Here is a 24,709-nt window from a genome sequence, read left to right as displayed (position 1 = left end):
CGGCGCACTCCACCCTCTTACTTAGCGCAGTCGGTCATCACATCCGCGAAAAAATCGGCGATCAGCGTGGATACGCCCTTCGGGTTTTCCCAATGCGGATTGTGGCCATGCCCATCGAGCGTAACGGTTTGAGCCTCGGGAAAGGCGGCGGCCAATTTTCGACGATGCGACGCGCCGAAAAGGGGGTCTTCGAAACCGGCGAGGCACAGTACCGGTTTTTTTATTCTGGACGCGCTGTGATGCAGGTTTGTATCCGCAAAGCGCTCAACGACGCCATGCCAGATGGCAGCCGGCATATTGGCGGCATCCTGTTTCATTCTCGACAGAAAATCATCGTCGACTGGCTGACTGCACGAATACCAGCCGCGCAGAAAGCCGCTATTGGGTCCGATCGGGTCCCGAAGTGCGAGAATATCTCTGGTCAACTGGCTTTCCGCGCCAAAATCCGGCTCAAGCGTTGCCGAGATGAGGGCAAGAGCCCGGATCGTGTCGCCTCGCCGGGCGGCAAGTTCGATAGTGGTCATCGCACCCATGGAGTGGCCGAGCAGAAACAGCCGTGAAATACCCAGGAGCGTTAGAAACCGATCGACCGTTTCGGCGAAATCAGCGACATGCAGGCTCTGTCCCGCCGAGGAAACACCGTGTCCGGGCAGGTCAGGGACGATGAGCCTGTATTCGCTGAAAAAAGGCTCCAGCATGGAGAAGCTGCGGCTGGTGTCCGAAAAACCATGCAGCATCAGCAGGACTGGGCCCGGACCGCCGGTGTCGATGAAAGCCAGCTGGCGACCGCGGGGCAATTCTACATATTGCTTCCGCTTCTCCCAATCATCCTGCAATATTGCTGTCACAGGCCGATCCCCGCCTTTACGGCAGTGAGACCATCCTGCCCGTCGAACGTCGATACGCCCTTCAGCCAAGCGTCCAGTCGTTGCGGCTCATCCTTGATCGCCTGCCTTGCCGCGTCTTCCGGGGACATTCCATCGTTCATGATATAATCCATGCCCTTGTTCTCGTACTCCACGTCGAATGCAAGATTGTCGAGCAGCTTCGCCACATTCGGGCATTCCTGTAGGTAGCCTTTGCGTACCTGCGTATCGACTGTGGCAGCGCCGAAGTCGGGCCCGTAAAATTTATCGCCGCCCGTCAGGTACTTGATGTCGAATTTGCTGTTCATCGGGTGCGGCGCCCACCCCTGGAAAACAATGAAGGACTTGTTGCGGGCGAAACGGGTTACCTGCGAAAGCATGCCCTGTTCGCTGGACTCGACCACTTCCCAATTGTGCAGTCCCAGTGCCGGATCGTTGACGGCATCCAGCATCAACTGGTTGGAGCCCGGTTCGATGCCGTAGAGCTTGCTGTCGAACTTGTCCGCGAATTTTTGCAGGTCGGAGAAATCCCTGACGCCGGCATCCCAAACATAGGTCGGAACCGCGAAAGTGTATTTGGCGCCTACAAGATTGGTTCGGACTTTTTCGACCGATCCGTCTTCCTTGTAAGGCTTGTAGTAGTTCACCATTGCCGGGTTCCAATAGCCCAGAAAGACGTCGAGATCCTTGCTCTTCAGGCTCGTGTAGATGACGTCGATCCCGAGAAGCTGGCTTTGCGGCTCATATCCCAGTGACTTCAACAGCGACATGGCGATGCCGGTGGTGAAAGCGAGATCGTTCCAGCCCGGCTCGGCCAGTCGCACAACCTTGCAAGTTTCAGCATCCGATGCGAGCGCGGAAGTGCCGACGGTTGTCAAAACCATCGCGGCCGAAAAAACACCTGCCCATTTTTTCATTGTTCCACCTTTTTTGTCTATTGGGTCATTAGATTGACCGGTGGGACAATAATTGATCTTTACGGAAAATTTGTCAATATTGCTCACGCAAGGAGACAAAGATGCGACTGACCAAGATAAGCGATATTCGCCGGGCGGAGCTGAGGCGGGCTGCATTCGAAGTCCTTCAACGTGAGGGAATGGCGGGTGCCACGCTTGAAAGGGTGGCGGCGCAGGCAGGCGCCTCGAAAGGCATCGTGCTGCATTATTTCGCCAACAAGCAGGAACTGTTCGAGCACGCCATGCGCGAAGCCAATGTGAAGCTGAAGGAGGCCGTGGTGGCGCGCCTCAATCGGGCGGTCAGTCCGCGTGAACGGCTCGATGCGATTATCGAGGCGAATTTCGACGAGAGCTTCTTTCAGCCCTCGATCTGCCACGCCTGGCTGTCGCTTTGCGCCGAGGTTCCGCGCGAGCCGCAGCTCGCCAGGATCCAGAAGGTGATCCATGCGCGGATGCGCTCCAATCTTTTGTCGGCTTTGGTGCATCTCGTGCCGAGGCAAGACTGCGCAACTGTCGCGCTCGGGATCACTTCGCTTATCGACGGCCTCTGGTTGCGCTCAGGATTGCAGTCCGGCGGTCTGACGCGCGAGGAGGCAATGGAGCAGATGCGGGATTACCTGTCTCACAGGTTACCGCACGCAAAAGCTGACAATCCGTAGGGAACCAGTACGCGCGCTTCGCATTATTCCACCATGAAGAAAACGACGCGCAAACCCTTGAACCGGATGACGATTTTCGTCATTTCGATTTTCACTCTCGCAGCTGTGATCGCCGCGGTCTACCTGGTTGGGTTCACGCCCGGCGAAGTGTAGGCCAGCGCAGTCAATTGCCGGTGGGAACGGTCTTGCCCTTGCCGCGCTCCAGCGCAACGGTCAGCTTGGCAACGGCAAACCGGAGGCTGCGCATGAGGAAACGGCTGGTTTCCAGAAAAGTGCGGTAGGGCAGCACGGTGAAGTAGCGCCAGCGGGGCAGACGGTATATCCGCAGATTGTTCTGGATCTGGCTTTCCCCGTCCGCATCCTGCGTGGCGCAGAGTGGGTAAATGAAGGCTGCCTTCAGGCCAGCGAGATATTCCAGGTCGAAGGCAATATCGTAGGCAAGCCGCATGGGGATCAGCTTCGAGATCCATTTGCCGGCGCGGCGGTTGACGAGATATGCGCCCGAACCCTTTTCCCGCGTCAACGCAATTGCGAGTGAGCGCCCGCCAACGAGCTTGCGGAACGGAAACTTGCGACCGTTGCTAACCGTGGTCAGCCGAAGCAGATCCCAGTCGCTTCCATTCACTATCGCCTCGTCGATTGCTTCCAGGAAATCCTTTTCGAAGACGACATCGTCTTCAAGAATGAGCGCGATATCGGCATCGCTGCCCATGAACCTGTTGGCACAGGCGACATGGCTGAGATAGCAGCCGATTTCCGGCGGCGAGGTGCGGCGGCCATGCATGAGCATGTAGGAAAGCTCGCTGAATTCCGGGATAGGATAATTCAGCTCACGGCCATTGACGCCCGGGACCCGCTCTGCCTTCAGCCCGATGGCGTCGAGGCGTGCGTTCATGTCCTCGAGGCGCTTGGTGGCGCTGTCCATATTGATCAGGAAAACGGCAAGCTTGCGCCCGCTTTTCGGTAAAATATGCAAAGCAGTCCTCGCCCGGTTTCTGCACCCTGTTGCAACTCCTTTATTGCAACGGCGTGACGCGGGCTACGGAAAAAGCTGCGTTCATGCACTCATAGTTGCCGAATCAAACCTTTTCCACAAATCCATCCAGCACACGCTTTTGTCCGGCGCGGTCAAAATCGATGGTCAATTTGTTACCCTCGATGGCGGAGATGTTGCCATTGCCGAATTTGATATGGAAAACGCGGTCTCCGACCACGAATTTCGACGGTGTGCCGGCAACCGATTTGGCCACCAGTTCGCCGTCGATCGTGCGGGCGCGGGGCCCGCTTTCGCCATAACCAATCCGCTCGACCGCATGGCCGGAGCGTGTGCCCCAGTTATCGCGGGTCGCGTCGGACTTGTTGGCCTGGGCACGTTTCCAGCCGGGGGTGGAGTAGTTGTTGGCGAAGGGCTCCGCCTTGTCGAAACGGGACTGGCCATAACCGCCGCGTCCGCCGTAACCACCGTAATTGCTGTCGGATGCCGCGACATCCACGTGCGCTGGCGGCAGTTCATCGAGAAAACGCGAGGGCAGGGTAGATTGCCACAGACCATGGATACGCCGGTTCGATACGAACCAGATATGGCATAGCTTCTTGGCGCGGGTGATGCCGACGTAGGCTAGACGACGTTCTTCCTCCAGACCGGAGCGGCCGCCTTCGTCCAGCGCCCGCTGGTGCGGGAACAGACCTTCTTCCCAACCGGGAAGGAAGACGGTGTCGAATTCCAGCCCCTTGGCGGAATGCAGCGTCATGATGGAGACGGCATCGAGATTTTCGTTCTGCTCGGCATCCATGACGAGCGCGACATGCTCGAGGAAACCGCGCAGGCTCTCGAAGGCCTCCATCGAGCGGATGAGTTCCTTCAGGTTTTCCAGTCGGCCGGGTGCTTCCGCCGTCTTGTCGGCCTGCCACATGGCAGTATAGCCGCTTTCGTCCAGGATCTGCTCGGCAAGCGTGGTGTGTTCGGTGTTTTCCAGAAGCCCCTGCCAGCGGCGGAAATCCTGCACCACGTCGAACAGCGCCTTGCGCGCCTTCGGTTTCAGCTCGTCGGTCTCGATGATGTCGGTCGCTGCCGCCAGCATCGGAATGTCGCGGGCGCGGGCGTAATCATGCAGATTGCGGATGGTCGTGTCGCCCAAGCCGCGCTTGGGGGTGTTGACGATGCGCTCGAAGGCCAGATCGTCGGCCGGCTGGCAGACAAGGCGAAAATAGGCCATGGCATCGCGGATTTCGAGACGCTCGTAGAAGCGCGGACCGCCGATGACGCGGTAATTGAGGCCAAGCGTGACGAAACGGTCTTCGAACTCGCGCATCTGGAAGGAGGCGCGAACGAGAATGGCCATGTCGTTCAGCTTGTGGTTCTTGCGCTGAAGTTGCTCGATTTCTTCACCGACGGCGCGGGCTTCCTCTTCGGAATCCCAGGCCGCATGCACCACGACCTTCTCATCGTCGGGGCTGCTGCGCTCGGTGAACAGGGTCTTGCCGAGACGCCCTTCATTATGGGCGATCAGATGGCCGGCGGTGCCTAGAATATGCTCGGTGGAGCGGTAGTTACGCTCCAGCTTGATGACCTTGGCACCGGGAAAATCCTTGTCGAAGCGCAGGATGTTGTCCACTTCGGCGCCGCGCCAGCCATAGATCGACTGGTCATCGTCGCCGACGCAGCAGACGTTTTGCGGCTCGCCTTTGGGGCGCTGGGCAAGAAGCCTGAGCCACATATATTGCGCCGTATTGGTGTCCTGATACTCGTCCACCAGAATGTAGCGGAATTTCTGGTGGTACTCCTTCAGAATATCGGGATTGCGGCGGAAGATGCTGATGGGGTGCAGCAGAAGATCGCCGAAATCGCAGGCGTTCAGCGTTTTCAGTCGGTTCTGATAGGCCGTGTAAAGTTCGCGGCCCTTGCCATTGGCAAAGGCACGGGAATCGCCCTCGGGAATATCCGGCGGTGTCAGTCCCTTGTTCTTCCAGCCGTCAATCATGCCGGCGAATTGTTTGGCCGGCCAGCGCTTGTCATCAAGACCTTCGGCCTGGATAAGCTGTTTGATCAGCCGCACCACATCGTCGGTGTCGAGAATGGTGAAATCAGACTTCAGGCCGATGAGTTCGGCATGGCGACGCAAGAGCTTGACACCGATGGAGTGGAAGGTGCCGAGCCAGGGCATGCCCTCAACCGCGCCGCCGACCAGAACGCCAATACGTTCCTTCATCTCGCGGGCGGCCTTGTTGGTGAAGGTCACGGCCAGAATCTGGCTGGGATAGGCGCGTCCGGTCGCCAGAATATGGGCGATGCGGGTGGTGAGAACGCGGGTCTTGCCGGTGCCAGCGCCTGCAAGCACCAGAACCGCGCCGTCCAGTGTCTCCACGGCCTCGCGCTGCTCCGGGTTGAGGCCGGAAAGATAGTCGGGCGTGGGCCGGGCCTGATCGCGTGCCGCCATGGCGCGCGCGGCAATGCCAAGCCCGCCGGCGTTGCCTGCATCGGCATTGTTCGTCGCCTTGCGCGGCGCCTCAGGTTCTTCGTCGAAGAACGGCATATCGTCAAAACTGTTGCTCATGCGGCCCAATGTAGTGATTCGGGATATAAAGGCTAGAACCGTGTTCTGCTTTTATTCCGGTATCATCCGTCAAAACGCCTATTCCAAGACGTTTTTTCGTCTCAGGCCCGCCTGTCGGCATCAAAAGCCGCGTCCACCGGCAATTGCAGCGCCACGGCCAGTTGGTTGGTCTTGGCGGCAAGGGCGATGACCCGCATGAGATCGGCATGCTGTTCGCCCGTCATGCCCTTGGCTTTTGCAGCCGCGGTATGGGAGTGGGCGCAGTAGGAGCAGCCATTGGTGACGGAAACGGCGATATAAAGCATTTCTTTCACCAGCGGATCGAGCGCTGAAGGTGTGGCCATCACCGCCTTGACCTCGGCCCAGGTCTTTTCCAGAAGATCGGGGTCGAAGGCGAGGTAGAGCCACATATTGTTGATGAAATCCGATTTCCGCGTTGTGCGGATATCGTCGAACACAGCCTTGACGCGCGGGTTGGCTTCAGGATTTTCGGCTTTCGTTACGGTGCTCATGCATTCCTCCGGTCATGGCTATTTCAGCTGCAGATTACCGGATTGGCGAATGTTTGCGACAGAAATGGCCGTCAGTGCGCTTTCGACGATAATTCATCACAAATTACAATTATGTAAGGAACGGATTTGTGCGTTGCCTTCGTTAAGGCATGCGGGAATACTTCTACCGTTCCGAAAAGCTCTTTTCGGGGCGGGTTTATGCTGTGCGGATAATCGGAGAATTGTATGCGGGTGTGGAAACAGGTGGGTGTCTGTCTTGCTGTGGCGGGAGCAGGACTCTGTCTTTGGGGGTTTTATTCACCCGAAGCGCGGAATCTGCTCGCGGGTATCGGCATCGGCAAAACACCTGTTGGCGCGGTCGAGGTTGCCGCATCCGGTGCCAGAACACCTGGTTCGTCATCCGGCCAAAATGCCGGCGCCGCACGCCGCGATGGCAATGCGACCCTGGTGGCGATGGCCCCGGTCAAGCAGGGCACGGTCAATGACAGGCTGAACGCCATCGGCAGTGGCGAGGCCATCCAGTCGGTCGTCGTCATGCCGCAGACATCAGGCACGCTTTCGGAAATCCGCATTTCATCCGGCGCCCGCGTCGTAAAGGGGCAGGTGCTCGCGCGGCTCGATGACGAGGAGCAGGTGATCGAGCGGGACAAGGCGCAGGTTGCGCTACGCAGCGCCGTCGAAAAATCGAGTTCCTACAGTAACCTGAAATCCGTATCCCGCCTTGATGTGCTGGATGCGCAGATTGCCGAGGAAGCCGCCAAGCTTGCACTGAGCACCGCCGAGCTGAACCTCAGGCGCCGCGACATCGTCGCACCGATTGAGGGTGTTGTCGGGATCGTGGCCGCCAATATCGGCGACAATGTCACCACGCAATCTACGATCGTCGGCATTGATGACCGTTCTCAAATTCTGGTCAATTTCTGGGCGCCGGAACGGTTCGTAACTGCAATTACCGTCGGAATGCCTGTGGAGGCCACCTCGATTTCACGCCCCGGCGAGACGTTCAAAGGTGAGGTCGAGGCCGTCGACAACCGTGTCGACGCCGCAAGCCGTACCATCCGCATCCGGGCACGGTTTGCTAACGACAAGGATGAGCTTCGGGCCGGTATGTCCTTCGGTGTTACCATGCGTTTTGCCGGAGAGACCTATGCATCCGTCGATCCGCTGGCCGTGCAGTGGGATGCCGAAGGTTCCTATGTCTGGCGCGTGACCGACAATAAATCGGCCAAGGTGCGGGTGCAGATCGTGCAGCGTAACCCCGATGCCGTTCTCGTGAAAGCGGAACTGGCGGAAGGCGATCAGGTCGTGACCGAAGGATTGCAGCGGGTGCGGGAGGGTGGTGCCGTCCGTGTCGCAAGCCAGCCGAAGCCCGAGGAGGTTGCCAGCCAATGACGACTCAGTCGCCTTCGGGTCAGGATTCCAAGCTCGCCTTCACCGCACTGTTCGTTCGCCGGCCCATTCTGGCAGCGGTTCTCAATACGTTGCTTGTGGTTGCCGGCCTTGCCGCGCTGGTTGGCGTTGAGGTGCGCGAGTTGCCTGATGTGGACCGGCCGTCCATCAGCGTCAGGACGACTTATGAAGGTGCGGCGCCCGAAACCATCGATCAGGAAGTGACGCAGACCATCGAGGGAGCTGTTGCGCGCGTCAGCGGCGTCAAAACCATCTCCTCCAATTCGCAATTCGGCACCAGCCGCGTAACGATGGAATTCGGCGACAATGTCGATATGGCCGTTGCCGCAAACGATGTGCGCGATGCCATTGGCCGCGTAACCAACCAGTTGCCTGATGATGCTGACGAGCCGCAGATCATCAAGGCGGATTCCGACAGCCAGCCGATCATGCGTCTTGCCGTCACTTCGTCCACGCTCAGCATGGAAGATCTGACCAAGCTGGTGGATGACGAAGTCATCGACCGCCTTGCCGCCGTCGATGGCGTGGCGGATGTGGAGCTTTACGGCGATCAGGAAAAAGTCTTCCGCGTCGATCTCAATCAGGCCGCACTTGCCAGCCGTGGTCTGACGGTGACGGATATTTCGACCGCGCTGGCCAGTGCCGCGCTTGATGTGCCGGCGGGATCGCTGAAAAGTTCGACGCAGGACATCGTCGTGCGCGCGACCGCGAGCCTCACGAAGCCTGAGGATTTTTCCAACCTTCTGATCAAGGACAATATCCGCCTGCGCGATGTGGCAACCGTGATGCTGGGTGCGGATGACGAATCCACCTCGCTGCGGTCCAATGGTGTGCAGGGCGTGGGTCTCGGCGTCATCCGGCAGGCGCAGTCCAATACGCTGAATATCTCCACCGGCGTGAAGGCTGCCGTCGAGGCCATGTCGGCCAACCTGCCGCAGGGTACGCGCATCGTGGTGACCAGTGACGACGCCGTCTTCATCGAAGGCGCGTTGCACGAGGTGGAACTGGCGCTTGGTCTTTCCGCGCTGATCGTGGTTGTGGTGCTCTACCTGTTCCTGCGTGACTGGCGGGCAACCCTCATTCCGGCGATCACCATGCCGGTGGCTTTGATCGGCACGATCATCGCCATCTACATGGTCGGATTCTCGATTAACATCCTTACGCTGCTCGCCATCGTTCTGGCGACGGGTCTGGTGGTCGATGATGCGATCGTGGTGCTGGAAAATATCGTGCGCCGCCGTGCGGAGGGCATGGGGCCGCGCGCTGCCGCTGTTCTCGGCACGCAGGAAGTGTTCTTCGCGGTGATTGCGACGACGGCGACACTTGCCGCAGTGTTCATTCCGCTCTCCTTCCTTCCGGGCCAGCTGGGTGGCCTTTTCCGTGAATTCGGTTTCGTTCTCGCCTTCGCTGTCGGTCTTTCCTCCATCGTGGCCCTGACGCTTTGTCCGATGCTCGCTTCGCGGATGCTGAAAGACGGATTGAAGGAACCCACGGGACCGCTGGCGTGGTTCGGCAATGTCTTTGCCTCCACCTACAAGAAGACGCTTTCCGCCTGCCTCAACAACCCGCTCATCGTCATCATCGTTGCGCTTGTCTTTTCGGGCCTGTCTTGGATTGCCTTCGGCATGATCCAGAACGAACTGACGCCGCGCGAGGACCGCGCCTCGGTGATGATGCGTGTGACGGCGCCGCAGGGTGTCAGCCTCGACTATACGCGCGACCAGTTGCAGCGGATCGAGGAAAATCTCCAGCCGCTGCGCGACAGTGGCGAAATCCGCAATATTTACTCCATCACCGGTATGAACGGTTCCTCCAACACCGGTTTTCTGGTGCTGACGCTGGCGCCGTGGGCTGATCGCGACCGCACGCAGAACCAGATTGCCGCCGACGTTACCGCTGCCGCCAACAAGGTGCCGGCGCTGCGCGGCAACGCCATGCAGCCGAACAGCCTGCGCATTCGTGGTGCGGGCAACGGCCTGCAGATGGCAATGGTCGGCAGCAATTATCAGGCACTGACAGCTGCTACGCAGAAACTACTGCTTTCCATGGAGGAAAGCGGCCTGTTCGAAACGCCGCGTTTGGACAACGAGCCCAACCAGGCGCAGCTATCCGTCTCCATCGACCGGGAGCGCGCCTCCGATTTAGGCATTGATATCACCGGCCTGTCACGCGCCATGCAATCGCTGCTGGAAGGACGTTCGGTTGTCGACGTCTTCGTGGATGGGGATGCAATCCCGGTCCGGCTGCTGTCCTCCACCCGGCCGATCAACGACCCGACCGATCTCGAAAACGTCTTCCTGAAAACGGGTGACGGCAAGATCGTGCCGATGTCGGTCATTGCCACCCTGAAGGAAAATGCGGTGGCGCCGCAGCTGAACCGCGAGCAGCAGCTTCCCTCCGTCGGCTTTACCGCCAATCTCAAGGACGGCGTTTCGCTCGGTCAGGCTTTGGAAAAGGTGAACGAGCTCTCACAATCCCTCCTGCCGCCCGGCGCCCGCCTTCTGCCGCTCGGCGAGGCGGCGACGCTTGAGGAGAATTCGAGCGGCATGCTGCTGACCTTCGGTTTCGCCATCGCCATCATCTTCCTTGTCCTGGCCGCGCAGTTCGAAAGTGTCCTGAGTTCGATCATCATCATGTCGACGGTGCCGCTCGGTCTTGCCTGCGCCGTCATCGCGCTGCTCGTCACCGGATCGAGCCTCAACGTTTATAGCCAGATCGGGCTTGTGCTTCTGGTGGGCGTGATGGCGAAGAACGGCATTCTCATCGTGGAATTCGCCAACCATCTGCGTGACCAGGGCGCCACCGTGCGCGAAGCCATCGAAAAAGCCACCAGCATCCGCCTGCGCCCGGTGATGATGACAATGATCGCGACCATTTTGGGCCGGGTGCCGCTGGTGCTGGCGCAGGGAGCAGGGGCGGAAGCACGCATCGCGCTGGGCTGGGTTATCGTTGGCGGTCTGGGTTTTGCGACGCTGGTGACGCTTTACATCACCCCGGTTTCCTACCTGCTGATTGCCCGTTTCGCCAAACCGCAAGCCGATGAGGAAATCCGCCTCCACCGCGAACTGGAACTTGCCGCGCGTCGGAAGGCGCTTGAGGAGGACAAGCAGCTGCTTGCGGCGGAATAAACGGTCCTCGCCAAATGTGTCCCGCGCAATCGCGATGCTGGACAAAGCCTTAACCTTATCCCATACCACCCAACGGAATTTCGTAACGGATCGAGTCCGTTACGGCGGTATCTTGCGGTGGAGATGGACGATGGCGCTGAAAGATGTAGTCGCGGGAAAACGCAACGAGGAAGGCATCGCGTCGGTGCTTGCAGCGCTGAAGCAGCAGCTGGGTGACAAGCTCCAGACTGGGCAGGCGTTTCGCGAGCAGCATGGCCATACCACCACCTATCTGACCTTGCAGGCGCCTGATGGTGTCGTCTTTGCCGAGAGCGCCGATGACGTGAAGGCCGTGGTGAAAGCCTGCGCGCTCTATAAGGTGCCGGTCATTCCTTTCGGTACTGGCTCTTCACTGGAAGGGCAGGTCAATGCGCCTGATGGCGGAATATGCATCGATTTCAGCCGGATGAATCGCATCATTGAGGTAAACGCCGAAGATCTTGACGTGACGGTGGAGCCGGGTGTGACGCGCGAGGACCTTAACGTCTATCTGCGTGATACCGGCCTGTTCTTTCCGATCGATCCGGGTGCTAATGCCTCTATCGGCGGCATGGCCTCGACGCGGGCGTCGGGCACCAATGCCGTGCGTTACGGCACGATGAAGGACAATGTGCTGGCCGTTACCGCCGTTGTTGCCAATGGTGAGGAAATCCGCACTGCTCGCCGTGCCCGCAAGTCGTCGGCCGGTTACGATCTGACGCGGCTTTTCGTCGGCGCCGAGGGCACGCTTGGGGTTCTGACCTCGGTTACGCTGCGGTTGCAGGGCATCCCGGAAAAGATCGCTGGTGGCGTCTGCACCTTCGACAGTATTCAGGCGGCCTGTGACGCCGTTATCATGACGATCCAGATGGGTGTTCCGGTTGCGCGCATCGAACTGCTTGATGAAGTGCAGGTGCGGGCCTGCAATGCCTATTCCGGCCTGAACTACGCGGAAAAACCGACGCTGTTCGTGGAGTTCCACGGCACCGAAGAGACGGCGGCCCTGCAATCGCAGCAATTTGCAGAGATCGCGGCGGAATGCGGCAGCGTCGATTTCCGCTGGACCAGCGATGCGGCCGAGCGCAACAAGCTGTGGAAGGCCCGGCATGACGCTTATTGGGCCTCGCGGGCGCTTGCGCCGCATCTCGACGGTTTGTCCACCGATGTCTGCGTGCCGATTTCGCGGCTGGCGGACTGCGTGGTGGAAACGCAGCGGGATATCAAGGAAAACGGCTTTCTGGCGCCGATCGTCGGTCATGCCGGCGACGGCAATTTCCATGTGCTTATCCTCTTCGATGGCAAGGATGCCGAAAGTGTCGCCAAAACCGAAGCTTTCGTTGCGCGTCTCAATCGCCGGGCCATCGCCATGGACGGCACCTGCACCGGAGAACACGGCATCGGCCAGGGCAAGATGAGTTTTCTGGCCGAAGAGGCGGGAAATGCGCTGGATGTGATGCGCGCCATCAAAACGTCGCTCGACCCCAATAACATCTTCAATCCAGGCAAACTGTTCCGTCTTGTCTGATCATTCTCACAATTGATTGGTACAAAAGGCTGCTTGCCGTTAAGGCAAATAAGAATAGGTTTGCAGCGTTCGCGAAGGGAGAAGCAGTTCAGTGCTCGGGCGTATTCTGGTTTTTCTGGGCGGACTGCTGGCCGTGGTGCTGTTTTCAGCGCTGCTCATTCCCTATTTCGTTGACTGGACGGATTTCCGCCGCGATTTCGAAGATCAGGCAAGCCGCATTCTGGGCAAGAAGGTCGTGGTGCACGGTCGCGTCGAAGCCCGGCTTCTCCCTTTCCCTTCGGTGACGCTGCATGACGTGCGCGCCGGAACGGATGCGGACGGATCGCCGCTCATTCAGGTGGCGCGTTTTTCCATGGATGCCGAGCTGGCGCCTTTCCTTTCCGGTGAAGCGCGTATCTTCGACATGCGCATCGAGGAACCCAAGGCCAAGATCCGGCTTTTGAAGGACGGCACTCTGGACTGGATGCGCGGCAGCCGGGCGGAAATTCCAGCCCGCACCGTGGTTCTGGAAAGTGTGCAGATCGAAGGCGGGCAGATCGAATTCATCGATGAGCAATCCGGCCGCAACCGTGTTGTGACGGGTCTTAACGCCGACATGTCCGCCAATTCGCTGGCCGGACCATGGAAGGCGGAAGGGCGCGCTGCCGTTGACGGGCATCCAGGCTCGTTCTCGCTGTCGAGCAGTGAGCCGGATTATACCAATGGGCGCATGGGCCTGCGGATTCGCGTGGTGCCGGATGAACATCCGGTCGAGGTCGATCTGGACGGTGCGATTGCCGCGACTGCGGGAAAGCCCGCCTATAGCGGTTCCTTCGCCTTCAGTTTCCGTGAAGACCAAAAACAGAAGCAGCAGGGCGGGCAATCGCTGTTCTCGTCGCCGCGCACCCGCGGCAGCTTCGAACTGACGAATGAAAGCGTGCGCATACCGAGCTACCGCATGGAGCTCGGCGGCAACGAAAATCCTTACGTCGTGACCGGCGAGGCAACGCTGGATACCGGGGCCAAGCCTGAATTCCTGCTGACGGCGGATGGCCAGCAGATTGACGTCAATCGTTTCGCACCGCCCGTCGTGCAGACCGGCAAGACCTCGCGCCAGCCCACCGCCTCCGTGCGCCAGCGTATCGAGGCTTTTGCCGCCATGGTCGCCCGCATTCCGGTTCCGCCGGTCCCGGGCAAGGCCAGCATCAGCCTACCGGCGCTGGTTTCCGACGACACGACAATTCGTGACATCCGGCTGGACGTGCGCCCTGATGGCAGCGGCTGGCAGGTGGTTAACGCCGTGGCAACGCTGCCAGGCAGGACGCAGCTGGAAGCCAAAGGTTCCCTGACGCTGCTGGATGGTCCCGCTTTCAACGGCAATCTGCTCGTTGCCTCCAACCAGCCATCCGGGCTGGCAAACTGGCTTTCCGGTTCTGTCGATCCGGCGATCCGCCAGCTCAATGCAGCCGGTTTTTCCGCCGACGTCTCGCTGACGACGCTGAACCAGCGTTTCGACAATCTCGAGCTTGCCATTGGCGACGCCTCTCTGAAGGGGAAGCTGGAACGGCGCTCTGACGGCAAGGCCTCCAATCTTTCGATCGATCTTGCCGGTAACGAGATCGATCTCGACGCCCTGAAGGCGCTTGGCAGCCTGGCGCTCGGCGATCAGGTCGGAAGTTCTGTTCTCGACCATCGCATCGACGCCAAGTTCAAGGCCGACCGTTTCAACATGGCCGGTGTGACTGCAAATCATGTGGAAACCGCCTTTACCATGGCGGGCGGCGTTCTCTCGCTTGAAAAGATGACGGCTGGTGATATCGCCGGTGCCGAAGTCAAGGCGAAAGGGCAGTTGCAGGGGTCGTTGCTGAAATATGCGGGCAAGGGCACGGTGAACCTGCATGCGACCGACATGCAGCCGTTCTTCGCCATGCTGCAGCAGAAATTGCCTGGTCATCCGTTCCTCAGCCGTCTGGCGGCGAGTTCTCCGTGGTACGCCAATTCCGACCTTGCCATGGATGTTTCGGTCAACAGCGAAAATGGCGGCGCCAATGTCGCCGTTTCCGGCACAGTCAACGGCAGCCGTCTTTCGGCCGTGGCCAAGATGCCGGATTTCCTGTCCATCACCGATGATACGGCGATGTCGCTGGAAGGGGTTTTGAAAAACCAGTCGACGGCGATCCTGTTCGGGCAGGCAGGGCTTGATCCCCTGCCGTTCGATGCCGACGGGGAAGGGCTGCTTTCCGTCAAGCTCAACGGCACGCTCGGTTCTCCCGTCCAGACCGATATCCGTTTCTCGACGGAGCGCACGCATTTCTCGATGATCGGATCCTTTGCCGTTGCCGCCGCCAATTTCGGCGAGGGTAGTGCGGATCTGGCGCTCGAAAGCGCTGATATAGAGCCCTATCTCATCATGAACGCCGTTGGCCTGCCCCAGCTTGGTGGTGGCATGGCGCTGAAGGCGAACGGAAAAATGGCGGTGGATGCGCAGAAGATTGCGTTTTCCGCCCTCGGCGGGCAGGCGGGCGGCAACCCTTTCTCGGGCAGTCTGGCGTTCCAGCGCGCGGCCCCCCATTCCGTCACCGGTGATCTTGCCCTTCGGACCGTCGATCTTGCTTGGCTCGGAGATGCGATCTACGGACCGGTGATCGACCCGGAGACGGGCACGCTCAACGCCAAGCCGCTGGCCATGCCGGCTTTCCCGCAACTCAAGGCCTCGCTGTCGCTGAAAGCGGAAAGTTTCGAGGCCGGTCCCTTCGGCACGGTTACGGGTCTGTCGACCAAGATCACGCATGATGATGGCAATCTCGCGCTTGATGATATCGCCGGCACCTTCATGGGCGGAAAGCTGACCGGGCGGATTGCCATGTCCACAGGCGAGGGAGCGGGCATTTTCCGCACCAAGATCGCGGTGAACGACGCCAATCCCGAGTCGATATTGTGGGCGAATGCCAACGGCCCGGTCGCGACGGGCCGGGTGGCGATCGATCTGACCGCCGAATCGACGGGCAAAAGCGTTGGTGAAATTTTGAAATCGGCAGGTGGCTCGGGGGAAGTGCGTGCGAGCGGGCTTGTGCTCAAAGGGCTTAATCCCGGCGCCTTTCCGCCGATCCTGCAGGCGGCGGAAGGCTTGCAGCAGCCGATCGACGCGCCAAAGGTTCGGCCGCTGGTGGATCAGAGCCTGTGGCAGGGCGAAATACCGCTCGGCAACGTAGCCCTGCCATTCACCCTGAATGGCGGCGCGCTGCACTTCCAGAATTTGCGCGCCGGGATCGATCCAGTGACGCTTACCGGAGATGCGACGGTCGATATTGCAGCATCGACCGTTAATGGCGATCTCGATCTTATCTTCAATCCCGGCACCGAAGTGGTTGCTGGCGCCGAACCGTCGCTGCGTCTCAACTATAACGGTCCGCTCGCCGCACCGGCTTTGACGACCGATGTTTCGGCGCTCGGCAATTATCTGTCACTCCGGGCTTTCGAAAAGGAACGCCGTCGCGTCGAGGCCATGCAGGCCAGCGTTCTTGAAAAGCAGCGCCTGCGTCGTGAAACGGCGCTTTATCGTTCTCAGGCGGCTGAACGTCAGGCTGAAAAGGAACGGGTGGAGGCGGAAGCCAAGGCCAAGGCCGAAGAGGAGGCGCGCCTTAAGGCGGCGGCAGAGGAGCGTCTGCGGCAGGAAAAGGAACAGCAGGAGCGGTTGCAGCAACAGCAGCAGCAGCAGCAGCAACCTGTTCCCGAGCGGCAATCAACGCCGGCCCTGACGGTGCCTCCAACGGAAGATGCGATCAGGCAACTGGCGCCCGAAAACGCTCCGGCCAATCCATAAGTTTGCTGCGACGACGGCGCATTTTGGAGAGAGGTTAGAGACCGTGTCTCAGGGCGAATTTTGACGCGGTCCGGGCAGCTGCCGCCTCGACCACTTTGCGAAAATTATCCGTTAGCCTGTTAAATCCAGGCTTCACGCTCGCCGAAGGGCGTGTCGGCATCAAAATTCTTGGTGCCGATCCTGCTGCTTTCCCCCGACAGGCTGGGCTTGTCCGCGCTGTTGCTTGAGGAAGCCGATTTGTCGGAGCTGTTTTCGAGTGCCTCGAGCTGCGCTTGCAGCGATGCAATAGTACTCTTCAGTTCTTCCTGTGCTTTCGCTTCGGAGGTCTGGGCGAGTTCTGACTGCTTTTCGGCAATCTGCGATTTCAGTTCGGCAACGCTTGAAGACGAGGTGGATGAAGAGGAGAGGACGGAAACAGCGATGCTCGTTCCCGAAACGGCGGAAACCATGGGTCGCCTCGTGGCGTGCGGATGAAAAGGAAAAGCTTGAAATACAAATCTGGAAGCAAGGCTACGCAGTACTGAAGCGCCTTGCAGTACAAATTAGCGCGCTAATGTTTAATGAATGCTTTCACGACATTATGAGTTTTCGGCAAGAATGTTTGTAGTCGGAGAATGGCTGGATATGAGCCGGCGCATATGCGCGCCGCTGCAGTGTCATCTTTCGATGCCACCTTGCAGCAAGCTCACTTGCTCTTCAGCCAATTCAGTACATGGACCCGAAGGGATGAGGACAGATTGCTGTCGGCTGGCCGGTTGTCGTCTATTTCCGCAAGCAGGGCGGCGAAACTGATCTTGCGCTTTTCGGCGATGATTTTAAGCTCGTCCCAGAAGGCATCCTCGAGTGAAATGCTGGTGCGGTGGCCGTGCAATGTCGTGGAGTGCTTGCGGATCATCAGATCAATCTCTCCGGCTGGTCCGGTTGGGAATCTGAATCATGTCGTGCCTGCAAGCCTCTGTTTAGCGGTGTTTTTTCCGGTCTTCCGAAAGCTTGCCCGGGCAGGCCGGCTCTTCAATCCCTGTCGGTCCTGTCATCGTCCTTTTCAAGCCGCCCCTGATCGAGCGCCTTTGCGGCTTTTTCGTTAAGGGCCGATGTGAGGTTTTTTTCCGCTTTGTTGCGACCGAAATACAGGCGGTTCTGATCCGCCTGTTTTTCTTTTTCGCTACGGGCTTTCTGCTTCCGGAACTGACGCAGATTGACGATATCGGCGGCCATGCGGATATGTCTCCTTGAGCTTCGCGCGATCGGGCAAAACGCCGTTATTGCTTCTTGCGGAAGGCATCCAGAGAAACGACAGAGCCTTCCTTCTTTTCCTCGCCGGACTTGGGCGTCTCGGACGTTGTAGCCGGCTTTGCTTCATGGGAAACGGGATAGGCGGTGATTTCGGCCTCTTCCAGTTCTTCCTCGTCTGCCAGGGGTACATCGAACTCAAGCTCGAAATTGACGGAAGGATCGTAGAAACCTCTGATGGCGTTATAGGGAACAACCAGCTTTTCCGGCGTATCCGAGAAGGACAGGCCGATTTCAAAGCCGATCTCCGTCACTTTCAGGTCCCAGAACTGATGCTGGATGACGATGGTCATCTGCTCGGCATATTTGGACTTGAGGTGCTGCGAAATCCGCACACCGGGCGCGCCGGTCAGAAATGTTATGAAGAAATGGTGGTCGCCGGGCAGGCGGCCGGTTGCGGCCACTTCACCCAAAACTTTGCGAATAACGCCGCGAAGGGCATCCTGTGCGAGAATGTCGTAACGGATATGATCCTGCCCCATGCGGTCCTGTCTTTCCCTTATTCGAACGTCTTTTAAAGCGCTGCGCACCAAGTGCGCCAAGGACGCTGTAACACTTTGAATCTTTGCGTAATCCGCAAGCCGGGATCAATTTCGATCCTGGCGGCTACGCATTACCCAAGTATACGCAATGTCCTGAACGGCAGCAACGGAAAAGCCGATGCTGTGTGCAAGTCAGCTATCATATAACCAATTCAGGCAAAATGGAGAAGGTGGAGGTTTCTGTTGCCAGGTACCTCCGAACCCCGCCTCACGGGGCTAACCGTGAGGACTTTAGAGCGGAATTCCCGCACCGCCATTAGGCAGCGAGAGCGTATTCCTTAGCGTTGTTGTCATTTGCAACTACACTTGTGACCCGATAACGGCGGTATCATGCCGAGCAAAAGTTCGATCTTTACGCCCTTGTCGATCCTATTTCGCCCCCATCAAAAGCCGGCCTTCATCTTCAAAAGCCGCCGGTTTTTGGTGGAGGCGCCGGGTACCGCCCCCGGGTCCAATAGGTTTATTACACCGACCGTTTATCGCCATAGCCGGGTTGCCCCGGCAAGGTTCATATAGGCGTTTCCCTTGGCGGAGAAAAGGGGCCGATGACAATTCCATGAAAAGATTTCGTGTTTGCCGCCCACAATTTAGACAATTCTTGACGACGAGGGATTGCTGACACATTCTCCCTACAACCGGTCACCACAAGCAACACCGGGCCGGGGACACACGAAGGAGTGGACATGACTGACTATCTCGCAGATGTGAAGAAATACGACGCAGCGGCCGACGAAGCGATTGTCGGCAAGATCGTCAAACATCTCGGCATTGCCCTGCGCAACCGGGATTCATCGCTGGTGTCCGCTTCCGATCCGGAAGAGCTTGCGCGTGTGAAGGCGAACTGGTGCGGCAAGAAGCTTGGCGTGACCGATGACAGCGCCGACAAGGCGATCGATGCAACCGCCAAGGCCATGGCCGCAGACCGCTCCAAGTCGCGTGTGACCTTTTATTATCTGGTGGCCAAGGAACTGGGCAAACTCCAGTCGCTCTGATTTTTTCGCGGGGATAAGCGACCCGCTGGTGATTGGTTCTGTCGCCCTGTGTTATTATATTCCCTTGGTATCAGGGAATCGGCGGCAGAACACATGAAACAATATCTCGATCTTCTCCGGCATGTGATGGACACCGGCTCCGACCGCGGAGATCGCACCGGCACGGGTACGCGTTCGGTCTTCGGTTACCAGATGCGCTTCGATCTTGCGGAAGGTTTTCCGGTTCTCACCACCAAGAAGCTGCATCTGCGCTCGATCATCCATGAACTCCTGTGGTTCCTGAAGGGCGATACCAATATCGCCTATCTCAAGGAAAACGGCGTTTCCATATGGGACGAATGGGCCGATGAAAATGGTGATCTGGGTCCGGTTTACGGAGCACAGTGGCGTTCCTGGCCGGCGCCCGACGGCCGCCACATCGACCAGATCGCGCTTTTGATCGAGGCCCTGAAAACCAATCCCAATTCCCGCCGCCACATTGTTTCGGCCTGGAACCCGGCGCTGGTGGACGAGATGGCGCTGCCGCCCTGCCATTGCCTGTTCCAGTTCTATGTTTCGGATGGAAAGCTGTCCTGCCAGCTTTACCAGCGCTCGGCCGATATTTTTCTCGGCGTGCCTTTCAATATTGCTTCCTACGCACTTCTGACGCTGATGGTGGCGCAGGTCACGGGGCTGAAGCCCGGCGATTTCGTCCATACGCTTGGTGACGCGCATATCTACGCCAACCATTTCGAGCAGGCGAAATTGCAGATGACGCGGACCCCCAAGTCCCTGCCGACGATGCGCCTCAACCCGGATGTGCGAGATCTCTTCTCCTTTAAGTTCGAAGACTTTACGCTTGAGAACTACGAAGCGGATTCAACCATCAAGGCACCGATCGCGGTATGAGCGAGCCGCGCATCACCATCATCGTCGCGGTGTCGGAAAACGGCGTTATCGGCCGCGACCTCGATATGCCTTGGAAGCTTTCCACTGACCTCAAGCGCTTCAAGGCGATGACGATGGGCAAACCGCTCATCATGGGCAGGAAGACATTTCTCTCGGTGGGCGAGCGTCCCTTGCCGGGCCGGCCGCACATCATCGTCAGCCGAAATGCCGATTACAGGCCCGATGGCGTGGATGTCGTGTCGTCGCTTGAAGATGCCCTCGCGCTTGGCAAAAGCAAGGCTGCAGAACTGGGTGTGGACGAGGTTTTCGTGGCCGGTGGCGGGGAAATCTACCGTCAGGCCATGCCGTTTGCCGATCAACTTTCCGTCACCCATGTGGCCGTAAAGCTTGATGGCGACACTTTTTTTCCGGAAATCGATCCCGCCGTCTTTGAAAAAATCGAGGAAAATGCCGTTCCCGCCGGGGAAAAGGACAATTATCCGGTTCTGTTCACCACTTATTTGCGCAGAGCCGCGTCAAAGTGAACTATTTACCCTGATTGGGTATTTAGTTACCACCTCTGCGTTGAAACGCACGCTTCTCCTTCTTATAACGGGTCCATATTCCCGCCGCACGCGAGCAATCGCTTTCGAACGGGATCGGGAGAGGCTTTTATAAAGAGGTATTGATGCCCTGGAGCAATCAGAATGGCGGCGGCGGCCCTTGGGGCGGCGGCGGTGGTGGCGGAAACAACCAGGGCGGCGGAGGCGGCCCATGGGGGCAGGGACCTAACCGGCCTCGCGGCGGTGGCGGCGGCAATGGCGGCCCGCCCGATCTGGAAGAGATCATCCGGCGCAGCCAGGACCGCTTCAAGAATGTCCTGCCGGGCGGGTTCAATGGCGGCGCGATTGCGATCGTCGCTCTCGTCGTTCTGGTTTTCCTCGGCATTCAGTCCATCTACACCGTCCAGCCGGACGAGCGCGGCGTGGAGCTGCGTTTCGGGCGTCCGAAGGATGAGATTTCGATGCCCGGCCTGCATTTCCATCTGTGGCCGATCGAGACGGTTGAAATCGTCAAGGTGACCGAACAGCAGCAGAATATCGGTTCGCGCGCTTCGTCTTCCTCCGCGAACGGCGTGATGCTGACCGGTGACCAGAATATCGTCAACGTGCAGTTCTCGGTGCTCTATACGGTTTCCGATCCGAAATCCTACCTCTTCAACGTCGACAGCCCGGCTGAGACCTTGCAGCAGGTTTCCGAAAGCGCGATGCGCGAAATCGTCGGCCGTCGTCCCGCACAGGACATTTTCCGTGACAACCGTCAGGCGATCGCGGCGGATGTGCGCACCATCATCCAGTCCACCATGGACGGATACGGGGCCGGCATCTCCATCAATGCTGTCGCCATCGAAGACGCGGCGCCGCCGCGCGAAGTGGCCGACGCCTTCGACGAAGTGCAGCGTGCCGAGCAGGACGAGGACCGCTTCGTGCAGGAAGCCAACCAGTACGCCAACCAGAAGCTGGGTGCCGCACGTGGTCAGGCAGCACAGATCATCGAAGAGGCAAACGCCTACAAATCTCGTGTCGTCAACGAGGCAGAGGGTGAGGCACAGCGCTTCATTTCCATCTACGATCAATATCGCACGGCACCTGACGTGACCCGCCAGCGCATGTTCCTGGAAACGATGGAACAGGTCCTGAAGGGGTCCAACAAGGTCATCATCGACGAAAAACAGGGTGTGGTGCCTTATCTGCCTCTGAACGAGATCATGCGCGGCAATCCGGGCGCGGCACAGCAGGGAGGCAACTGATATGAGCAACCGTCTTACGGCCGTTCTCGTCGGTCTCGCCGCCGTGCTTTTCCTGGCCTATTCGTCGATCTTCGTCGTCACCGAGCGCCAGCAGGCCATCGTTGTGCGCTTCGGTCAGATCCAGGACGTGAAAACGGCGCCGGGCCTCTATTTCAAGCTGCCCTTCGCCTTCATGGATGCCGATCGGGTGCAATATATCGAGAACCGGGCGCTGCGCTTCGATCACGACAACATCCGTGTTCAGGTTTCCGGTGGCAAGTTCTACGAGGTTGATGCCTTTGTGGTCTATCGCATCACGGATGCCCGCCGCTTCCGGCAGACGGTCTCCGGTGACCAGATGTCGGCGGAATCGCGTCTACGCACTCGTCTCGACGCGTCGTTGCGCCGGGTCTACGGTCTTCGCGGCTTCGAATCGGCGCTTTCGGATGCGCGCGCATCGATGATGCAGGAAGTACGTGACGATCTGCGTCCCGATGCGGAATCGCTTGGCGTCAGCATCGTGGATGTCCGTATCCGCCGCACCGATCTCACGCAGGAAGTCTCGCAGCAGACCTTCGAGCGTATGAAGTCGGAACGTCTGGCCGAAGCCGAGCTGATCCGCGCCCGCGGTAACGAGGCGGCACAGCGTCGTCGCGCTATTGCCGACCGTCAGGTCGTGGAATTCGAATCCGACGCCCAGCGTCAGTCCGAAGTCCTGCGCGGTGAAGGCGATGCGGAGCGTAACCGGGTCTTCGGCGAAGCTTTCCAGCGCGACCCGAGCTTCTTCGAGTTCTATCGTTCCATGGCGGCCTATTCCAGCGCGCTGTCTGGAACCGGCACTACGCTGGTCCTGTCTCCCGACTCGACCTTCTTCCGTTATTTCAACGACATCAACGGTGCTCCATCCACGGCTCCGGCCGCACCTGCCGCACCGCCGGCAAATTGATAACGGATCGAATGATTTTGGAGGGGCCGGTTTTAACCGGCCCTTTCTTTTTGAGTGAATGGCTGGGTGGCAGCAAAGCGGAAAGGGGCAAAATCCTGTTGTCTCGCGCCCGGAAAGGGATATCCGTTTTCGCGCCGATGCTGTAGGCAGTGAGCAAGGCAGCCGGTGCTGTTCACGAAAAGGTATTTTTACACTTCATCATTCCGCCTTATGCTTTGACGATATATGCAGGGAATGACGATTTGAAACGCGAGGACGCTTATGGCCGTGACCCTTCTTTCGCCTTTTCGCAGCAGCATTGCCGCAGTCGCGGGCTTCGCACTTGTGGCGGGTAGCCTTTCGGCACCGGTTGCGGCATGGGCGCAGAGCCATGGGCCGGCATCGGTCGCCGATCTTGCCGCACCGCTTCTTGATGCGGTGGTGAATATTTCGACGTCGCAGAACGTCAAGACCGAGGGCAAAGGGCCTGTGCCGCCGAAACTGCCGGAAGGTTCGCCTTTCCAGGAGTTCTTCAAGGATTATTTCGACAACCAGAAACCGGAAGGCGGCGACAAGGTCAGTTCGCTGGGATCCGGCTTCGTTATCGATCCGGCTGGCTACATCGTCACCAACAATCACGTCATTGAGGGCGCAGACGCCATCGAGGTGATTTTCCCGAATGGTTCGAAGCTGAAGGCAACGCTGGTCGGCACTGATACCAAGACCGATCTTTCCGTTTTGAAGGTTGAGCCGAAGGCTCCGCTGAAGGCAGTCAAGTTCGGCGATTCGCGCAGCATGCGCATCGGTGACTGGGTCATGGCCGTTGGCAATCCCTTCGGCCTCGGTGGATCGTTGACTGTCGGCGTCGTTTCCGCGCGCGGGCGTAACATCAATGCCGGTCCCTATGACAACTTCATCCAGACGGATGCTGCAATCAACAAGGGCAATTCCGGCGGTCCGCTCTTTAACATGAAGGGTGAGGTGATCGGCATCAATACGGCGATCATTTCGCCGAGCGGCGGTTCGATTGGCATCGGTTTCGCGGTTCCGACGGAACTCGCCCAGAATATCGTCGAGCAGCTCATCCAATTCGGCGAAACCCGCCGTGGCTGGCTCGGCGTGCGCGTCCAGCCGGTTACCGACGACGTGGCCGCAAGCCTTGGCATGGAAGCGGCAAAGGGTGCCTTGATTTCCGGCGTGGCCAAGGGTGGCCCGGTGGAAAACGGCCCGATCCAGGCCGGCGATATCGTGCTGAAATTCGACGGCAAGGATATTCACGAGATGCGTGACCTCTTGAGGATCGTGGCGGAAAGCCCGGTCGGCAAGGAAGTCGATGTCGTGGTCTTCCGTGACGGAAAGGAAGAGACCGTCAAGGTAAAGCTTGGCCAGTTGCAGGATGCGCCTGATGAAAAGGCCGCAACCGACGATCCGCAGGCCGAGGACGGTGACGGCGGCATGGTCGTGCCTGATGACAAGGGCGGTTCCGACGATCAGGCGCAGGACCAGACGCCGGAGGTGCGCGAAGCGCCGCAGCGCGTGCTCGGCATGAACCTCGTAGTGCTGAGCAACGAGTTGCGGACGGAGAAGGGCATTGCCGAAAGCGTCGAAGGCGTGCTTGTCGCCAGCGTCGATCAGGGTTCGCCGGCCGAACAGAAGGGCATGAAGGCGGGTGATGTCATCGTCGAGGTCGGACAGGACTTCATGGAGGTTCCGGGCGACGTGCTTGTGCGTGTCAACGGCCTGAAATCCGAGGGTCGCAAGAATGCGCATATGATGGTTGCCGATGCACAGGGCAATCTACGCGTCGTGGCGCTGCCGCTGGAGTAAAGCTTCTTTCGCCCGGTTCGGCAGGAATCGGGTGGCTGTGGTTTGGC

The 24,709-nt window shown here is 59.0% G+C and carries 20 protein-coding genes and 1 other RNA gene; 11 read left to right on the top strand and 10 right to left on the bottom strand.

The window, feature by feature from the left end:
* Nucleotides 1-17: 17 nt before the first annotated feature.
* Both G6L97_RS08290 and G6L97_RS08285 read right to left on the bottom strand, forming a co-directional pair.
* Entirely contained in the window at nucleotides 18-848 is an 831-nt protein-coding gene (locus tag G6L97_RS08290; protein WP_111783549.1) for an alpha/beta fold hydrolase, read from the bottom strand.
* Nucleotides 845-1,783: a choline ABC transporter substrate-binding protein gene (locus G6L97_RS08285; RefSeq protein WP_162686694.1), complete on the bottom strand. Its 939-nt coding sequence runs from the start codon at nucleotides 1,781-1,783 to the stop codon at nucleotides 845-847. Before G6L97_RS08285 ends, G6L97_RS08290 begins: the two co-directional genes overlap by 4 nt.
* A 101-nt stretch (nucleotides 1,784-1,884) precedes the next feature.
* Here G6L97_RS08285 and betI point away from each other — a divergent pair, with 101 nt between their 5' ends.
* Nucleotides 1,885-2,481 carry a choline-binding transcriptional repressor BetI gene (betI, locus tag G6L97_RS08280; RefSeq protein ID WP_111783548.1) on the top strand — a complete coding sequence of 199 codons (597 nt, stop codon included), beginning with the start codon at nucleotides 1,885-1,887 and terminating at the stop codon, nucleotides 2,479-2,481.
* 163 nt (nucleotides 2,482-2,644) lie between these two features.
* Here betI and G6L97_RS08275 read toward each other — a convergent pair whose 3' ends face one another.
* The 3 genes from G6L97_RS08275 to G6L97_RS08265 all read right to left on the bottom strand — a co-directional run bounded on the left by G6L97_RS08275 (nucleotide 2,645) and on the right by G6L97_RS08265 (nucleotide 6,547).
* Entirely contained in the window at nucleotides 2,645-3,457 is an 813-nt protein-coding gene (locus tag G6L97_RS08275) for a glycosyltransferase family 25 protein (protein ID WP_080798177.1), read from the bottom strand.
* A 103-nt stretch (nucleotides 3,458-3,560) separates the two neighbouring features.
* On the bottom strand, nucleotides 3,561-6,035 hold the full coding sequence (locus G6L97_RS08270; RefSeq protein ID WP_174002832.1) for an ATP-dependent helicase: 2,475 nt from the start codon (nucleotides 6,033-6,035) through the stop codon (nucleotides 3,561-3,563).
* A gap of 101 nt (nucleotides 6,036-6,136) precedes the next feature.
* Nucleotides 6,137-6,547 carry a carboxymuconolactone decarboxylase family protein gene (locus tag G6L97_RS08265; protein WP_065659205.1) on the bottom strand — a complete coding sequence of 137 codons (411 nt, stop codon included), beginning with the start codon at nucleotides 6,545-6,547 and terminating at the stop codon, nucleotides 6,137-6,139.
* A gap of 225 nt (nucleotides 6,548-6,772) precedes the next feature.
* Here G6L97_RS08265 and G6L97_RS08260 point away from each other — a divergent pair, with 225 nt between their 5' ends.
* The 4 genes from G6L97_RS08260 to G6L97_RS08245 all read left to right on the top strand — a co-directional run bounded on the left by G6L97_RS08260 (nucleotide 6,773) and on the right by G6L97_RS08245 (nucleotide 16,430).
* Nucleotides 6,773-7,939 carry an efflux RND transporter periplasmic adaptor subunit gene (locus tag G6L97_RS08260; protein WP_065659206.1) on the top strand — a complete coding sequence of 389 codons (1,167 nt, stop codon included), beginning with the start codon at nucleotides 6,773-6,775 and terminating at the stop codon, nucleotides 7,937-7,939.
* Nucleotides 7,936-11,085, top strand: coding sequence for an efflux RND transporter permease subunit (locus G6L97_RS08255; protein WP_174002830.1), 3,150 nt, complete (start codon nucleotides 7,936-7,938; stop codon nucleotides 11,083-11,085). Before G6L97_RS08260 ends, G6L97_RS08255 begins: the two co-directional genes overlap by 4 nt.
* Before the next feature lie 130 nt (nucleotides 11,086-11,215).
* On the top strand, nucleotides 11,216-12,628 hold the full coding sequence (locus tag G6L97_RS08250) for an FAD-binding oxidoreductase (RefSeq protein ID WP_111783546.1): 1,413 nt from the start codon (nucleotides 11,216-11,218) through the stop codon (nucleotides 12,626-12,628).
* A 91-nt stretch (nucleotides 12,629-12,719) separates the two neighbouring features.
* Nucleotides 12,720-16,430: an AsmA family protein gene (locus tag G6L97_RS08245; RefSeq protein WP_111788412.1), complete on the top strand. Its 3,711-nt coding sequence runs from the start codon at nucleotides 12,720-12,722 to the stop codon at nucleotides 16,428-16,430.
* Nucleotides 16,431-16,549: 119 nt separating this feature from the next.
* On the opposite strand, the gene G6L97_RS08240 is transcribed toward G6L97_RS08245, so the two are convergent.
* From G6L97_RS08240 to ssrA, 5 genes are all read right to left on the bottom strand, one after another.
* Nucleotides 16,550-16,879: a hypothetical protein gene (locus G6L97_RS08240; RefSeq protein ID WP_019565311.1), complete on the bottom strand. Its 330-nt coding sequence runs from the start codon at nucleotides 16,877-16,879 to the stop codon at nucleotides 16,550-16,552.
* 236 nt (nucleotides 16,880-17,115) lie between these two features.
* A complete protein-coding gene (locus tag G6L97_RS08235; protein ID WP_013636481.1) occupies nucleotides 17,116-17,325 on the bottom strand; it encodes a ribbon-helix-helix domain-containing protein in 210 nt (69 codons plus the stop codon).
* Between the two features lie 116 nt (nucleotides 17,326-17,441).
* Entirely contained in the window at nucleotides 17,442-17,645 is a 204-nt protein-coding gene (locus tag G6L97_RS08230; protein WP_019565312.1) for a DUF4169 family protein, read from the bottom strand.
* A gap of 44 nt (nucleotides 17,646-17,689) precedes the next feature.
* Complete coding sequence (locus G6L97_RS08225) at nucleotides 17,690-18,202, bottom strand: SspB family protein (RefSeq protein ID WP_003513127.1); 513 nt, start codon at nucleotides 18,200-18,202, stop codon at nucleotides 17,690-17,692.
* A 229-nt stretch (nucleotides 18,203-18,431) separates the two neighbouring features.
* Nucleotides 18,432-18,804: a transfer-messenger RNA gene (gene ssrA / locus G6L97_RS08220) on the bottom strand.
* A gap of 141 nt (nucleotides 18,805-18,945) precedes the next feature.
* Here ssrA and G6L97_RS08215 point away from each other — a divergent pair.
* From G6L97_RS08215 to G6L97_RS08190, 6 genes are all read left to right on the top strand, one after another.
* The gene (locus G6L97_RS08215) at nucleotides 18,946-19,254 is read left to right on the top strand and encodes a DUF2853 family protein (RefSeq protein ID WP_003513125.1); all 309 of its coding nucleotides are present in this window, start codon (nucleotides 18,946-18,948) and stop codon (nucleotides 19,252-19,254) included.
* A 93-nt stretch (nucleotides 19,255-19,347) separates the two neighbouring features.
* Nucleotides 19,348-20,142: a thymidylate synthase gene (locus G6L97_RS08210; RefSeq protein ID WP_019565313.1), complete on the top strand. Its 795-nt coding sequence runs from the start codon at nucleotides 19,348-19,350 to the stop codon at nucleotides 20,140-20,142.
* The gene (locus G6L97_RS08205; protein ID WP_019565314.1) at nucleotides 20,139-20,666 is read left to right on the top strand and encodes a dihydrofolate reductase; all 528 of its coding nucleotides are present in this window, start codon (nucleotides 20,139-20,141) and stop codon (nucleotides 20,664-20,666) included. The genes G6L97_RS08210 and G6L97_RS08205 overlap by 4 nt, the downstream gene beginning before the upstream one ends.
* 143 nt (nucleotides 20,667-20,809) lie before the next feature.
* Nucleotides 20,810-21,931 (top strand): FtsH protease activity modulator HflK, encoded by a 1,122-nt coding sequence (gene hflK, locus G6L97_RS08200; protein WP_003513120.1) that lies wholly within the window; start codon nucleotides 20,810-20,812, stop codon nucleotides 21,929-21,931.
* Between the two features lies 1 nt (nucleotide 21,932).
* Nucleotides 21,933-22,856, top strand: a complete 924-nt coding sequence (gene hflC, locus G6L97_RS08195; protein WP_003513118.1) for a protease modulator HflC — start codon at nucleotides 21,933-21,935, stop codon at nucleotides 22,854-22,856.
* A 261-nt stretch (nucleotides 22,857-23,117) separates the two neighbouring features.
* Nucleotides 23,118-24,662 (top strand): Do family serine endopeptidase, encoded by a 1,545-nt coding sequence (locus tag G6L97_RS08190; RefSeq protein WP_003513113.1) that lies wholly within the window; start codon nucleotides 23,118-23,120, stop codon nucleotides 24,660-24,662.
* Nucleotides 24,663-24,709 lie beyond the last annotated feature (47 nt).

Source organism: Agrobacterium tumefaciens (assembly GCF_013318015.2).
Taxonomy (GTDB): Bacteria; Pseudomonadota; Alphaproteobacteria; order Rhizobiales; family Rhizobiaceae; genus Agrobacterium; species Agrobacterium tumefaciens.
Note: the sequence above shows the minus strand (reverse complement) of the source record. Positions and strands in the feature narration are given on the sequence as shown.